This is a genomic window from Salipaludibacillus sp. HK11 (genome assembly GCF_047795645.1).
GTDB lineage: Bacteria > Bacillota > Bacilli > Bacillales > Salisediminibacteriaceae > Salipaludibacillus.
This window is the reverse complement of sequence record NZ_CP181045.1, coordinates 3,245,402-3,260,362: the sequence shown is the minus strand read 5'-3', so window position 1 is coordinate 3,260,362 and position 14,961 is coordinate 3,245,402. Positions and strand designations below refer to the sequence as shown.

Sequence of the window (14,961 nt, the reverse complement as noted above, 5' to 3'; positions counted from 1 at the left end):
AAACTCCCCTTTACGCATTTTTTTTGCGGTCTAACAATACCGCTAATAGAATGACACTACCCTTCACGACTTGTTGGAAGAAGGAACTTACTCCCAATAAATTGAGGCCATTGTTTAGCACCCCTATGATCAAGGCACCAATTAAAGTGCCGACGATCCAACCTCTACCACCAGTTAAACTTGTTCCACCTAACACAACTGCAGCAATAGCGTCTAACTCATACATAGCACCTGCTGTTGGTTGGGCTGAATTGAGCCTTGAAGTCAAAATAATTCCAGCCATTGCTGACAAAAATCCAGTCAATGAGTAAACGTATATTTTGATTCGATCAACCTTAATACCAGATAAAATCGATGCTTCTTCGTTACCACCAACTGCGTATACACGCCGACCAAACGTCGTTTTCTTCAATATTAAGTACAGAACCAAAAAGCTGATCATCATCGTCATCGCAGGAACTGGTACCCCAAAAAAATATCCTTTTCCTAGCATTTCAAAAGTCACAGAGTCTCCTAAACCAGTAACCGGGCGCCCATCCGTAAACATTAGTGTTAAACCACGATAAATGGTCATCGTTGCTAAGGTTGCAATAAACGGAGCCACTTTTCCTTTTGCAATCACAATACCATTGAAAGCACCAAGCAGTGCCCCTACAATTAAACCAATTATCATTGATAGAATTGGATCAAATCCCGAGGCCATCAACGTGGCAGAGACTGCTCCTGACAAGGCAAGAATTGAACCAACTGACAAATCAATTCCTCCGGTTAAAATGACAAACGTCATTCCGAATGCGATTAATGCATTAATAGATACTTGTCTTAAGACATTTAATATATTTGATACTGACATAAATCCAGGATTTAAAATCGTTATAATTATTACGATTACTAATAGTCCAATGAAAGGACCTAACAATCCTAATAGCGACTTGACTTTTTTATTTCCGAACATGTTTATCTCCCCCCGTAGCATAGTGCATGATTATTTCCTCATTTAATTCTTCTCTATCTAAAGTGTTCATTAGTTTTCCCTCACTCATAATACCAACTCTTGAACTTAAACCAATGATTTCTGGGAGTTCTGATGAAATCATGATGATCGCTACGCCTTGCTTAGCCAACTCATTCATAATCGTATAAATTTCTTTTTTTGCACCCACATCAACACCACGAGTTGGTTCATCAAGAATTAATACTTTCGGTCGGATCCACAACCACTTCGCAATGACAACCTTTTGCTGATTTCCACCGCTAAGTGATTTGGCCGTTTGGTTGGCTCCGGAAGTTCGAATGCCTAATTTTTCAACTAGCTGATCATATAAATCCAATTCTTTCTTTGCTGAAATCCAACTAGACGTTGAAATACCATCTAAGTTAGGTAAAGTTAAGTTATCTTTCACACTGAAATCAGTAATAAGTCCTTTTGTTTTTCTATCTTCTGAAATAAATCCTAACCCATGTTGAATCGCGACGTATGGATTTGAAATGTCGACTTTTTTTCCATCCAACAATACTTCTCCACCACTGAGTTTTCGGTAGCCGAATAGTGTTTCAACCAATTCAGATCGTCCTGCACCCATTAAACCTGAAATGCCAAAGATCTCACCTTCGCGAACAGAAAAAGAAATATCCTCAAATTCTCTTTCTCTTGAAAAATGCTGTATTTCCAACTTCACGTTGCCAGGATTTAAATCATAGTTTGGATACCTTCCACCAAGCTCACGACCAACCATCATTTTTACAATCTCGTCAAAACCTGTGTCTGCAATGACTTTCGTTCCTACTAATTCTCCGTCTCTTAACACAGTTATTCGTTGACAAAGTGAGAAGATCTCTTCCATTCGGTGAGAAATATATATGAACGTCACACCTTTATTTTGTAAATCCCGAATCGTTTTAAACAAAGTATCAATTTCTCTTCCTGTTAATGCTGCTGTTGGTTCATCCATAATAATAATATCTGACTTCGTTTTGAGCGCTTTGGCAATTTCAATTATTTGTTGTTTTCCTACAGATAGATTTCCCGCTTTTTCCGTTGCTTTTATAGTCAACCCAAGCTCAGCGAGAAGGTTCTCTGTTTCGTCATTCATTTCTTTTGTTTTTAACCAGTTCGTTTTTCCATACGTTTTTTCATTACCTAAAAAAAGATTTTCCGCTATCGACAATTCAGGCAAAATATTCAGTTCTTGATGAATCACTGCAATCCCGTCAAATTCTGCCTCTTTTGGGTGCTTATATTCCACTGTTTTTCCCTTCACTTCAATCGTGCCATTATCTCTTGAGTGAATGCCAGTAAGAATTTTCATTAAAGTTGATTTACCGGCACCATTTTCACCCATCAACGCGTGAATTTCTCCTTTGTCAACGGAGAATGAGACATTTTTCAAGACTTGGTTTCCGCTAAATGATTTATCAATTCCTTGCATCTGAACGATCAAGAACTACACCCCCTTTTCAAAAAATAACATCAGATTGTAGGATCACATTGGCGTAAGGTGTATTTTCACCTGTACGAATGATCGCTTTCACATTAGATAATTGCTGCTTAAATAACTCATGCGACATATAAGAGATTGAAATATTTTTTTTAGTAATATAATGATTGATCTGTTCATTATTTTGTTTAATTTCATCTGCTAAGACTAATCTTTCAACAGCCATGTCTTCTAATACGGCATCTAATACATCAATAAAGGATGGCATTCCTTGTCGAATAGTTAAATCTATACAAGGAATATGATCAGGAATCGGTAATCCACAGTCTGCGATCGCAATCGTATCTGTATGGCCCATTTTTGCTAAAACGGAAGAAATATCTCGGTTTAAGATGCCATTTTTTTTCATGATTTCTCCTCCTGTTCGTCCAAAAAGTTGTGGACTTCCTTTCGTATAGGCATTCCACCTTGTGCCCCAAATGATGTCACTGATAATGCTGCTGCCGCATTTGCAAATTCGATCGCCTCAGGAATCAATTTTCCCTCTGCTAAGGCAACGGCCAATGCGCCGTTAAATGTATCTCCTGCACCAGTTGTATCCACAGGTTTTACGCGATAACCAGGAACGGTAAAAGGTGTATCTTCTTCATAATAAATAGCGCCTTTATCACCTTTGGTTACAATTACTTTATTTCTTAGAGCATCAGGAACAAACTTTCCAAATAACGTTTCTGATTCTGTTTCATTTGGCGTCAAGTATGTCAGTTTATCAAGATAGAAAGGTTGAATCGTTTGTGCCGGTGCAGGATTACAAATAATAGGAATCTCGTTTTCAGAACAAACATCTGTTACGTATTCCACCGTTTCCATTGGAATTTCTAATTGAATTAACACTATATCACTCGTTAATAAGATCTCTTTATATTTCTTTATATAGTCGGGACTAACATGATAATTTGCACCTGGTGTAACAACAATACGATTGTTGTCGTCTGATATAATAATTGTCGCAACACCAGAACTACAATCTGTAACCGGTTCCACACTGTCGGAAAAAATTCCCTCAGATTGCAAACTATGTTTTAGTACAGTTCCAAAAGAATCATCTCCTACTCGACCTATCATACGTACTTCAGCATCAAGCCTTGCCGCAGCTACTGCTTGATTTGCCCCTTTTCCTCCTGGAACCGTTACAAAACTTTCTCCAACTAGTGTTTCCCCTTGCTCAGGGAAAACGTTAGTGACTGTCACCATGTCCATGTTGATACTTCCTACAATGGTGATTTTTGGTTTTCTTTTCATGTTATTTCACCTCTTTGTCTTGTCGTTTCTCTTTCCTTTAAAGTAGTTGGTAACTCATAATAATAAGAGTCTAACGGGACTTTTTCAATTTGCTTAATCAACAATCTTGCTGATAAAGCCCCCATTTTGTAAATTGACTGCTCTACCGTTGTTAAAGAAGGGACTAGCATGTCTCCAAGTGGAATCCCATCAAAACCAACTAATTTTAAATCTTCAGGAATTTTCTTCCCGACCGTATGAGCTGCTTTCATCACACCGGCTGCCATTACGTCACTACTAGCGAAAATACCATCAATTTTTGGATTTTTTGTAAGGATTTCTCTCGTTACTTTTTCTGCTTGGTCAATATTAAAATTTGCATCGACAACAACATTAGGAATTCCAAGTTTATTGACCACTTCTTTGAATCCAATATATCTTTCATCTGCTGGATTTACCCCTCGAGGTCCTCTAATGTGCGCAAGAAATTTACAATCACACTTGACTAAATGTTCTGTGGCAGTCTTTCCTCCCTCTCGGTTGTTAGAAACAACCGTTGGAATATGATCACCAATCACTCGGTCCAATGCAACGATAGGTAAGTCTAATTCTTCATATTCGTCAAAAGATAAACTACTCGTTGTTAAGATGATCCCATCGACATATTTTTGTTTTAAAGCGTCAAAATACTTTTTTTCTTTTTCTATTTCTTCATCTGTGTTGCAAAGTACCACAGTATAGCCATAAGTTAATGCTACATCTTCAATTGCTCTTGCTAGCTCTGGAAAGTATGGATTTGAAATGTCTGGGAGCACGAGACCGATCATCCCTGATGTTTTATGATACAACGATCGTGCTACAGAATTTGGTCGATAATTTAATTCTTTAATAGATTTTAAAACAGCATGTTCAGCTTCTTTACTCACGTAACCTTTTTTATTTGTCACTCGGGATACTGTTGCTACTGAAACATTGGCATGCTTCGCTACATCACGAATGGTTGTCATCTTCATCCCGCCTTTTTTCAAATCACTAATCTGTAACCGGTTACACATATTGTAATTGGCATCTATTTAATTGTCAATATTTTTTTGGAAGAACTGGAGAAATTGCGACAACCGGCAACCGAGGGGCAACCGAGGGGACGGTTCTTGTGGTCGGAAGGACCGTCCCCTCGGTTCTATGCTTAGTGGAACTGTTGCTGTGATGAGGGGGGGGAACAGTGGTTAACTGGATGTGCGGTGGAGGTGAATGCAAAGTGAGGAATAGTTTGGGATATAGAATATTGGCCTCGATTTTCCAAGAAGTTTTGGTGTCGCTTCCTGAGTTTTGTGGATATATGTTGAAAGATTCGGAGATACAGTGGGCCTTGCACCAAATCATTTCGCACTTTGCTTTTCTCGGTAAAGGTACAAGATCTCAAGAAGCATGATAATTAATGCTACTCCCACTGCAATAATAAAGCTGTTTGCTTGCTGTACGCCTATGATTAGCCCTATCATATGAAATGCAAATATTCGAGAAAGCAGTACAAGAAAGAAGGTAATCTTGTTTTTGCCTGTTATATATTCCACCAGTTTTTCAATCACACTATCAATTGTAAATAAATAGACTAGTATGAAGATTGTTAGTGTGATTAGCTGGTTCCTGCTAAAGCCCAAAGAAAACAGGGTGTCCAGCACATTGGCGGAACCAAGTAAAGCAAATAGGAAAACGGCAATGACTGCCGTGGGGGCCAATGCTATTAATCCTGCGACAAAAAGCAGAAGAAATAACCCCATCTTTTCTTTCTCAGATTCTTTTTTATTCTGAGTATATATAAATGCAGCTATAGGCAAGAAACTGATGCCATAAACTGTAGAGATTATTAGAATGAATGATTGCATCTCATCACCTCAGGTATGTATACTAACATAAATTGAATGGGCGTGGGCGGTTATTCCAAATTTTTGAAAAATGAATTGGATTTAGTTGCATAGGATAAGGACAATATATTTCTAAAAACCTACGTCTAAAGTTTTGTCTTGCAGATTCGGGTAACTGGTGGATGGGGAAGCAAGAAGAGATCCGCCCCTATGATTTTTGGGCAAGAGAGTTTCTTTGTTTAGATAGATGAAATCGGAGAAAATTATAGGGTTTGTTTTATTGTCTTTATTGGAGCTTATTAAAATCGAATGAATGATTGATTTCACCAAATAGAAATGACTCTTTTTCAGCCACAAGAACCGTCCCGTAGTTTTCAGAATTCTCTTTACATCCATAATTTGCTATGCTAATCTTTTTTTAACGTAGGCATATTTTCTTCATAGAAACTTGGAATTTTCACTGTTTTAGGGGGAGGGATATGGGGATTTCTAGTAATCTAGTTGGTGAAAAACAAACATTAATACATGTTATCGATATAATGACGAAACGACTTCATGTGCTTCAAGAGAAAAACGATTATCGCCAAGTTTTTCAACGTGTTTATCTACTAATGACAAAGGAAATGCAGCTGCGCATTGAGTCAGGCTTTTTTCGAGATCCAATATGGATGGAAAGAGTGTTAGTTAAATTTGCTCATTATTATTTTAATGCAAACGATGCTTTTGAATCTGGAGAAAGTTGTTCGCCTGCTTGGGATTTAGCCTTTCGTTTTGCGGAAGAAAAAAGAGGGTTTGTCTTACAAGACGCATTACTTGGTATTAATGCCCATATTAATAGTGATTTACCATTCGTACTCCATAATATACTGGCAGAAGACAATGTTTGGCCAGATGCTCAGCTAATGATGAGCCGTCGAAAAGATCATGAGCTAATCAACGATGTACTGGCAGACCTAATTGATTTAGTACAAGACGAGCTTGTTCGCCATTATGCTCGCCTAATTCGCCCGATTGATTATTTAATGGGCAACAAGGATGAATCTCTTGCTTCTTTTTTTCTTGCTCATTGCAGAACGAAGGTTTGGTACGACACACAGCTTATGCTGGAAGCTCTTGACGAAGAACAACGAAACGTTCATCGGAAGCGTATTGAAAACGAAGCTCTCAAATTTGGTCTTCAGGTTGCCGACATACGACCATTTCGGTTTACAAAGATGTTAGCTCCATTCACTAGACGAGTTCGCTGGTTTTGACCAGGGGTGACCAGGGGGACGGTTCTTCTGGTGGGGCAACCGCGGGGACGGTTCTTGTGGTCGAGGAGTCCTTTCAGAACTGGTGCTTCTGTCGCTATGTGAAGGGAGCACCAGATTACTGCTGACGGTATCCGAAAAACCGCCTTATTTGAAAGACAGCAAGATTACCTGATGTATTTAGCAATCCTCGAAGATGTCCGTCGAATGACTCCTTCTTTGTTACACTACTTATTAGATTCAAAGAAGTATCAAATATGAGGGACCTCCACTCGGCTGCTTGCGACAGACAAGAGACGCCCTAATTCACTAACGACGATTTTTATTCGAAATGATATAGTATAAAATAAAAGACAGCCATGCGTGAAGAAGAGTCATTCGCGGATGGCTGTTTATGTTTTGTTCGCCAACGGCGCAGTTGTTAAAGTGAAGCTTATTCAGCCGCACCCTAAATAGGTATGCCAAATCGAGACTAGAGGAGGATAATTGGAATTGCCGAGCGCTGACCGGAGGAACCGTCCCCCCGGCCCTGGTCCCCCCTTCCGGTCCCTTTAAATAAAATGAAAATTCTAACTTTTCTAAAAAATATTGAATACACAGGGTATAATAAGATATAATAAGTGTTAAATATTTGATTTTTTGAATTAATTTGTATTTTTGGTGATGATCCAATCGGGGTCCATATTAGGGGGGATACAATGTTAAGTATAAAGAGTATTAATAAATTTTATGGCAAGACTCAAGTATTGAATAATATTGAGTTCGAAGTAGAAAAAGGGTCAATATTTGCAATTTTAGGCCATAATGGAGCAGGGAAATCTACATTAATTAATTGCATAATGAATTTAACAAACTATGATGGAGAAATTGCTTATTCATTTGATAAGAGTCAATTGTATAAAAAAGTGGGGCTTCAAATGCAATCTTCTTCTTTTGAAGGAGGCGCGAAAGTAAAAGATTTATGCTTACTTTATAAGAGAATATTAAAAACAAATGTAAATATCGACGAGTTATTAAATGAATTTGAATTACTTGATTTTAAGAACAATTATATTACTAAGTTATCTGGTGGAGAGAGGCAGAAGCTCTCTATATTACTAACGCTTATTGGCGATCCTGAGATGATTATATTTGATGAAATTACGACTGGACTAGATGTTGTTGCAAGGAGAAAAATATGGAATATTATTAAAAAAATCAATAAGGATAGAGGAATAACAGTTGTACTTACGAGTCATTTTTTAGAAGAGATAGAATTCTTAGCTGATAATGTCTTTATTATTGAAAAAGGAACAAAGAAAATTAAAGGTACTGTCAAAGAAATAATAAATAATACGTTTGGACAGAAAAAACTTGTTAGTTTTATCTTAGATAAAGGTAATGCAAAAGAACTTAGTAAACAATTTGATTTGAATACGGATGAAGAAGGAAGATATTCGATTGAATTTGCCCCCTCGAATGAAGGACATGTTTTAAATGTTCTTTCAAAACTAGGTGCACAGGATATATTAATGAAAAATTATACATTTGAAGATGCATTTCTAAAAAATTTAGGTTATGTTATCAATCAGAAAGGAGAAACCCAATATGTCTAATATGGTTACATTTTCTTTTTTCCAATTGAAACTTCTCATGAGAGGGTATAAGGATACTGCGATTGGGTTTATTTTACCAGTAGTGATGTTCATTATTTTTAGTAATGTATTTGCGGGTGAGATGATACTGGAAACGGGTTTTAGTTTAGTAGATTATTTATTACCTGCTTTTATTTTTATTATTATTATCAATGCAGTAATTGTCATTTACGGACAATACTATTCCGTTTATAAAGAACAGGGTAATCTTTTAAAGTATCGATTACTTGGCTTAGACCACTTCACAATCTCCTTAGGTATCTTACTTCCCACCTTAATTTTCCAATTATTAGCTATAACCCTCTTAGTCGCAACTGCAATAATAACATCAGAAGTGCCTATTCCTTTCAATAATATGCCTTCGGTTTTATTGGTAATTTTTTTAGTGAATGTATTTCAATACTCCCTAGCGGCACTAATTTTCACAGTAACAACAAAAAGTTCTGGTTACCAGTCTATTGCACTTATGTTTTTTTTCTATCAGATGTTCCTAGGTGGTTTAACCTTTCCGCCAGAGATGTTTCCTGATTCTATAAAAATAATTGTGGAGTTTTTTAATCCCATTTATTATGCTTTGATTGCTTTTAGAGGAGTATGGACAGAAGGGGATCCAGTATATTTATACTTTCAAGAGTTGGGCGTAATTATTATCGTAACAGCTATATTAATGTTTGTTGTAAATATAATCACAAAGAATAAGCGTGTTATAGAGTAACCGAGGGGACGGTTCTTGTGGTCGAAAAAGAATTGTCCTTTCAGAACTGGTGTCCCCGGCGCTAGGTGCAGATTACTGGTGACGGTATTCGAACAACCTCCTTATTAGAAACACAGCAAGATTACCTGCTGTATTTAGCAATCCTCGAAGATGTCCGTCGAAAGATTCCCTCTTGGTTACACTACTTATTAGATTCAAAGAAGTATCAAACTCATTGATGTAGAACAACTAAAGGTAGAAGCGCGCTGTTGCTTCTCCGACCCCGCTGCTGGCACCTGTAATAATAACTGTTCTTCCGTGAAGTGAAGACATAAAATTCGCCCCCTTCTTTTTTTGCTTCCAGATATAGCACCATTTCTGCGTGATGCAGTACACTGTCTAGAAATCACCATCTGCCGTAAAGGCTGTATCATTCACATAATCGATATGGTTGCCTTCGATAGTATAACTCCCTTTGTAAGCACTGTTGCGACCACCTCGGGCTTCATCATTTCTTCCGTTTGGCATTAGTTCATGTCAAATATGGCCATCTGAGGTGATCCGAATGCCAACATATGTAAGTTGAAGAATTGGCGAAGGAAGTACGAATGAGCTCATCATCCTTCTACAGTTATTTCAAGGAGTTCAGTGGTATGAGCCCGATGCAGTATCAGAAACAGTTCCGCCTTCAGAAAGCTCGCCAGCTACTCTTTACAGATGAACTAAATTCGGCAGAAGCTTCGTTGCAGGTAGGATACGGAAACCCCTCACACTTTAGTCGTTAAATAAAGCTATCCTTTCAACTCCCCAATAGGCATCTATTGAGTTTTTTTCTGTTAAAATATGGAAGCCAAGTGCTTGTATCTTAACTTGATTTCTAACAACTTTACATTTACAAAAAATTTACTTATTGACTGTATGGAAAATTATGCTATAATCCAATTATATGATGATAATCGTAATCATTACTATTTGTAAGAGTGTATTTATATGAAGCAAGGACATTGAATTTAAAAAATATAAGTTTAGAGGTAGTTTAGGTGAAATACGAAATAGATTTTATAAAATTTAATCCAACACAAAACATGACAATTCTTATTAAAACTAATTATCCGGTTGAGAAGTATAAGCTCATTGCTTCAAAAATTATGGCGTATGACAATGTCTACGCTGAACAAGTAGGTTTTATACAAAAGTCGATAAATAATAAAGCGGCTGCGCATTTACAGATGGCAGGTGGTGAGTTTTGTGGTAATGCATGTATGACATTGGCTACTTATATTGCTTCTGAAATCGGATTAAAGAAAAACCATTTGACAGAAATACTATTAGAAGTTTCAGGAACCGATAAATTAATAATGTGTCAAGTGAAAAGAAATGTAGAAGAATATCATTGTCAAGTTACTATGCCAATTCCTGAGAAGGTAGAGCAGAAAACGGTAAAATATGGTGGAAGTAGTTTAAATATGACAATAATTAGATATCAAGAATGTATACATATTGTTTTAGAAGTGGACAAATTTAGTAAGGAGATAAAGAAAAAAGCACAATCATTAGCAAAGTTGCTGGGTGTAACATTAGGTTCCAAGTTGATTGGCGTTTTATTGTATAAACCGAAGTCTGATGAATTGGTTCCTCTTATTTATGTTCCACACTTAGATAGTATGGTTTGGGAAAGGGGGTGTGGTTCAGGTACAGCTTCCGTAGGTGCATATCTAGCGTGGAAGAGTCAAGGGGAAATAACCGCAAAGTTAAGACAACCTGGAGGCACTATTAATGTATTTGCTGATTATTATGAAGGAGTATTTACAAACCTAAAGATTGAAGGGGCAGTCAGAATAGTTGCAAAGGGAAAAGCGTTTATAGATGTTTGATTACATTGAATAGGGGTGACATTAGTGATTAAGTTAGAAACTTTTCATGAATATTTAACTTCCTACCTAGAGAAATTCGATGAATTAGCAAGAAAATATGATCAGACATACAATAATTGTCTAGTTTTAGAGAGTTTAATAGATGATTATTCAAAGTTCATCACAAGCCATACCAATAGAGAAATATGGGACCTTGCACAACAAGAATCTAGTGATTTTAATCAGCTTATGTTGGATTTAAGAAAAAAATCAACACATTGTGTTGCTATTATGGAAAAATATCGCGCGTTGAAGTTATTGAACGGAAATGATGTGATGTCCGATTATTTTAAAAACATAGAGTCATGTATTGAGAAGGAATTTGGTAGTTTTCAGATCAATTCTGAATCAAAAGTATTATTAATTGGATCAGGTTCATTTCCGATGACACCGTTATTAATAGCTAGGGAGACTGGGGCAAAAGTTGTTGGTATAGATATTGATAATGAGGCCATTAAACTTGGATTAAATGTTGTAAAAAGATTAGGTAGTGAATTAAATATTAGACTAGAACAAACAACAGTGGAAGATCTTAATTTCACAAAAGAAGCTACCTACATTATTTTTAGTTCAACAGTTGAAAAAAAATATGAAATATTGGATCAACTACATACTTTGACGAATCAAAAAGTTGTAGTGGCTATGAGGTATGGTGATCGCCTGAAATCATTATTTAATTATCCGATGAAAAAGGTTAATGAACAAAAATGGGAACTGGTTGAAAATATATTACGTCCAGACCATGTGTTTGATATTGCGTTGTATAAAAAAGTTTAGAATAAGTTTTTATAGAAAGGGAGGATTTTATGAGTGATTTGAAGCGAGTTTTAATTTTAGGAACTGGTCCTACTTCAATTCAACTTGCTGTAAATTTAAAAAAACAATTGGATTGTTACATAGGGATTGCGGGAAGAAAATCTGTTCGTTCAGATACATTTTTCTCTGCGCTTGATCAAAGTAATCATTTAGTTCGTGTAAGTATTCAGAATGAAAAGCACCTTGCTATGAAAGGTGAATGCATTATTGACCAAGTTTTTAATAGGTATGAAATGATAGAAGGGGAATGGGACACGATTATTCTATCTGTAACAACTGATGCCTATATAGAAGTAATAAAACAAATCAGTAATGTCGTTTTAAAAAAGGTGAAGTGTATTGTTTTAATCTCTCCAACTTTCGGTTCTAATTACTTAATACAAAATTATATGAATCAATCTAAGTCAAATGCGGAAATTATTAGTTATTCTACATATTATGGTGATACTCGCTGGATGTATGATAAACCCTCTAATCATGTTTTAACAACAGCAGTCAAGAAAAAAATATTTATAGGCTCAACGGACGATCAGTCTAAAAATGTTGAGATACTATATAAGGTTTATGGGCAAATAGGGATTGCACTAGAAGTTATGGATTCTCCACTTGAGGCGGAAACAAGAAATATTTCTCTATATGTCCATCCTCCTCTGTTTATGAATGACTTTTCATTGAATGCAATATTTGGAGAGTTAAATAATAAAAGATATGTGTATAAAATTTATCCTGAAGGGCCTATTACGCAATATTTAATTCGTGATATGTTGGCGCAATGGAAAGAAATGATGCATGTTTTAGAGAAAATAAATATAAAAGGTATAAATTTACTTAAATTTATGACAGATGATAATTATCCGATAAGAGTGGATAGTTTATCTCGTCATGATATAGAAAATTTCACTTATTTAGATACTATTCATCAAGAGTACTTGTTATATATACGTTATACTTCACTGTTAATTGACCCTTTCTCAGAACCAGATAAGGATGGAAGGTATTTTGATTTTTCTGCAGTTCCAATTAAAAAAATGTTTGTGAACAGAGAAGGCGATTTGGATATTCCAAGAATGCCTAAGGAAGATTATTACCGTATAAAGATAATACAAGGTATAGCAAAGTATTTAAATTTAGATTGCCCAACAACGGATAAATTCATTAAAACATATGAGAGTAAAATTAAAGAAGTAGCTCAATTTCATGAAAACCAAACGTTGTCTAATGCCTTTGTCGTTCAAAGTTTTGCTGAAGATTTGAATATGATATGCACTGAAATAGGGCGAAGTATCTGATCAAATTGGAACATGGGTCGACTTAAACTAATAGATAAATATACTGTTTAAGTAGTATTAGTTGTGATTTATGGAAGGGAGATGGTCATAATTTAACTACATTTGAACAGCAAAATGAATTAATTTAAATTAAATTATTTTAAGGGAGAGAAATACATTGTTCAATAAAAAATTCAAGTTAGTAAGTTTAATATTTTTGGTTATATTTATATTGTCTGCCTGCTCTACTGGTAATTCTACTAGTGAGACAAATGTTGATGCTGCAAGTGGTGAAAATGAGTTAGTTTATGCATCAGCCATAGATATTAATGATATGAACCCGCATTTATACACAGGTTCAATGCCAGCTCAAGGGAAGGTCTATGAATCATTGGTTGAAAATACGGAAGATGGGATCAAACCTTTGCTAGCCGACTCCTGGGAAGTTTCAGAAGATGGTAAAGTATACACGTTTAATTTAAAAAAAGATGTGAAATTCCACGACGGTGAGCCATTTAATGCAGAGGCAGTGAAGAAAAATATTGAAGCTGTACAAAATAATGCAGAAACGCATGCTTGGATTAAGTTATCTACAAAAATAGAAAGTGTAAATGTAGTAGATGAGCATACAGTTGAATTAGTCTTGTCGGAAACCTACTATCCAACTTTATTAGAATTGTCTATGACCAGACCTTATGTATTCATATCACCCAAAGATTTTATAGATGGGGAGACTAAAGATGGTGTAAATGATTTTAATGGTACAGGCCCATATATGCTCGATGAACATAAGATTGACGAGTTCGCCACGTTTAAAGCCAATGAAGACTATTGGAATGGTGCACCTGAAATCAAGAAAATTGCGTCTAAAGTACTTCCAGCTGGGGAGACGACGTTGTTAGCATTACAAAAAGGTGAAGTCAATTTTGTATTTACTGATGATCGCGGTGCAGATAGTATTGCTGTCGAAGCTATGAATCAATTAGTCGACTCCGGAAATTATCAACTTGTAAGAAGTGATCCGATGAACACAAATATGATTGTAGCTAATAGCAGTAAAGCTGATAATCCAATAAGTGAGACGCCAGTTCGTGAAGCTATTTGGTACTCGATTGATAGAGAAACAATCAGTGAGGATATTTTTGATGGAACTGAATCAGTGGCGAATACGCTATTTTCATCTAATGTGAATTATGCGGATGTTGATTTAAAGGAACGAGGTTATGATCTAAAGAAAGCTGAGGAGATTCTAGAAGAAGCAGGATGGAAGTTAGAAAATGGTGATGAAATTAGAACTAAAGATGGAACAATATTAGCCATGAACCTCTATTATGATAGCAATTCTACTTCCCAAAAAAACCAGGCTGAATTTATTCAAGCTTCATCAAAAGAGATTGGACTTCAATTGGAGATTATTGGTGAAGAATCAACATCAATTGCTAATAGAAGATCGACAGGAGATTATGATTTATTATTCAATCAAACTTGGGGTCTAGCATATGACCCACAAAGTACAATCTCTGCTTTTACTTCTGATGCTTCTTATTTGCACACGACAAAAGGGATTGAAAAAGCAGATGAACTATACAAAAATATTGAAAAAGTTATGGTGTCAACAGACGAGGAAAATAGAAAGTCATTGTACGCTGATATTTTGACGATTGTTCATGAAGAAGCAGTTTTTATTCCTATTTCGAATGGAAGTGTTACTGTAGTAGCCTCAAACGATTTAAACGGAATTTCATTTAAGCAAACTCAGTTTGAGCTGCCATTTGAGTTGATGAACTTTAAATAGAAATAAA

15 protein-coding genes are annotated in these 14,961 nt (G+C 35.9%); 8 read left to right on the top strand and 7 right to left on the bottom strand.

The window, feature by feature from the left end; all coding sequences use genetic code 11:
• Nucleotides 1-10: 10 nt before the first annotated feature.
• From ACM26V_RS15400 to ACM26V_RS15375, 6 genes are all read right to left on the bottom strand, one after another.
• Nucleotides 11-955 (bottom strand): ABC transporter permease subunit, encoded by a 945-nt coding sequence (locus ACM26V_RS15400; protein ID WP_416147613.1) that lies wholly within the window; start codon nt 953-955, stop codon nt 11-13.
• Nucleotides 942-2,441 carry a sugar ABC transporter ATP-binding protein gene (locus tag ACM26V_RS15395; protein ID WP_416147612.1) on the bottom strand — a complete coding sequence of 500 codons (1,500 nt, stop codon included), beginning with the start codon at nt 2,439-2,441 and terminating at the stop codon, nt 942-944. The genes ACM26V_RS15400 and ACM26V_RS15395 overlap by 14 nt, the downstream gene beginning before the upstream one ends.
• 16 nt (nt 2,442-2,457) lie before the next feature.
• Nucleotides 2,458-2,847 carry a D-ribose pyranase gene (gene rbsD, locus ACM26V_RS15390; protein ID WP_416147611.1) on the bottom strand — a complete coding sequence of 130 codons (390 nt, stop codon included), beginning with the start codon at nt 2,845-2,847 and terminating at the stop codon, nt 2,458-2,460.
• Complete coding sequence (gene rbsK, locus ACM26V_RS15385) at nt 2,844-3,740, bottom strand: ribokinase (RefSeq protein WP_416147610.1); 897 nt, start codon at nt 3,738-3,740, stop codon at nt 2,844-2,846. The genes rbsD and rbsK overlap by 4 nt, the downstream gene beginning before the upstream one ends.
• Nucleotides 3,737-4,726 (bottom strand): LacI family DNA-binding transcriptional regulator, encoded by a 990-nt coding sequence (locus ACM26V_RS15380; protein WP_416147609.1) that lies wholly within the window; start codon nt 4,724-4,726, stop codon nt 3,737-3,739. The genes rbsK and ACM26V_RS15380 overlap by 4 nt, the downstream gene beginning before the upstream one ends.
• A gap of 372 nt (nt 4,727-5,098) precedes the next feature.
• Nucleotides 5,099-5,605: a hypothetical protein gene (locus tag ACM26V_RS15375; protein ID WP_416147608.1), complete on the bottom strand. Its 507-nt coding sequence runs from the start codon at nt 5,603-5,605 to the stop codon at nt 5,099-5,101.
• Between the two features lie 458 nt (nt 5,606-6,063).
• On the opposite strand from ACM26V_RS15375, the gene ACM26V_RS15370 reads away from it, so the two are divergent.
• The 3 genes from ACM26V_RS15370 (at nt 6,064) to ACM26V_RS15360 (ending at nt 9,183) form a co-directional block, all read left to right on the top strand.
• Nucleotides 6,064-6,837 carry a DUF5995 family protein gene (locus ACM26V_RS15370; RefSeq protein WP_416147607.1) on the top strand — a complete coding sequence of 258 codons (774 nt, stop codon included), beginning with the start codon at nt 6,064-6,066 and terminating at the stop codon, nt 6,835-6,837.
• A 695-nt stretch (nt 6,838-7,532) separates the two neighbouring features.
• A complete protein-coding gene (locus ACM26V_RS15365) occupies nt 7,533-8,429 on the top strand; it encodes an ABC transporter ATP-binding protein (RefSeq protein WP_416147606.1) in 897 nt (298 codons plus the stop codon).
• Nucleotides 8,422-9,183: an ABC transporter permease gene (locus ACM26V_RS15360; RefSeq protein ID WP_416147605.1), complete on the top strand. Its 762-nt coding sequence runs from the start codon at nt 8,422-8,424 to the stop codon at nt 9,181-9,183. The genes ACM26V_RS15365 and ACM26V_RS15360 overlap by 8 nt, the downstream gene beginning before the upstream one ends.
• Nucleotides 9,184-9,561: 378 nt before the next feature.
• Here ACM26V_RS15360 and ACM26V_RS15355 read toward each other — a convergent pair whose 3' ends face one another.
• Nucleotides 9,562-9,690, bottom strand: coding sequence for an Atu4866 domain-containing protein (locus ACM26V_RS15355; RefSeq protein WP_416147604.1), 129 nt, complete (start codon nt 9,688-9,690; stop codon nt 9,562-9,564).
• An 80-nt stretch (nt 9,691-9,770) separates the two neighbouring features.
• Between ACM26V_RS15355 and ACM26V_RS15350 the strand changes: the two genes are divergently transcribed.
• The 5 genes from ACM26V_RS15350 (at nt 9,771) to cntA (ending at nt 14,954) form a co-directional block, all read left to right on the top strand.
• On the top strand, nt 9,771-9,947 hold the full coding sequence (locus tag ACM26V_RS15350; RefSeq protein WP_416147603.1) for a helix-turn-helix domain-containing protein: 177 nt from the start codon (nt 9,771-9,773) through the stop codon (nt 9,945-9,947).
• Between the two features lie 255 nt (nt 9,948-10,202).
• The gene (locus ACM26V_RS15345) at nt 10,203-11,036 is read left to right on the top strand and encodes a diaminopimelate epimerase (protein WP_416147602.1); all 834 of its coding nucleotides are present in this window, start codon (nt 10,203-10,205) and stop codon (nt 11,034-11,036) included.
• A gap of 24 nt (nt 11,037-11,060) precedes the next feature.
• Nucleotides 11,061-11,852 carry a nicotianamine synthase family protein gene (locus tag ACM26V_RS15340; RefSeq protein ID WP_416147601.1) on the top strand — a complete coding sequence of 264 codons (792 nt, stop codon included), beginning with the start codon at nt 11,061-11,063 and terminating at the stop codon, nt 11,850-11,852.
• 29 nt (nt 11,853-11,881) lie between these two features.
• Nucleotides 11,882-13,180, top strand: a complete 1,299-nt coding sequence (locus ACM26V_RS15335) for an opine metallophore biosynthesis dehydrogenase (RefSeq protein WP_416147600.1) — start codon at nt 11,882-11,884, stop codon at nt 13,178-13,180.
• A gap of 157 nt (nt 13,181-13,337) precedes the next feature.
• A complete protein-coding gene (gene cntA, locus ACM26V_RS15330) occupies nt 13,338-14,954 on the top strand; it encodes a staphylopine-dependent metal ABC transporter substrate-binding lipoprotein (protein ID WP_416147599.1) in 1,617 nt (538 codons plus the stop codon).
• Nucleotides 14,955-14,961 lie beyond the last annotated feature (7 nt).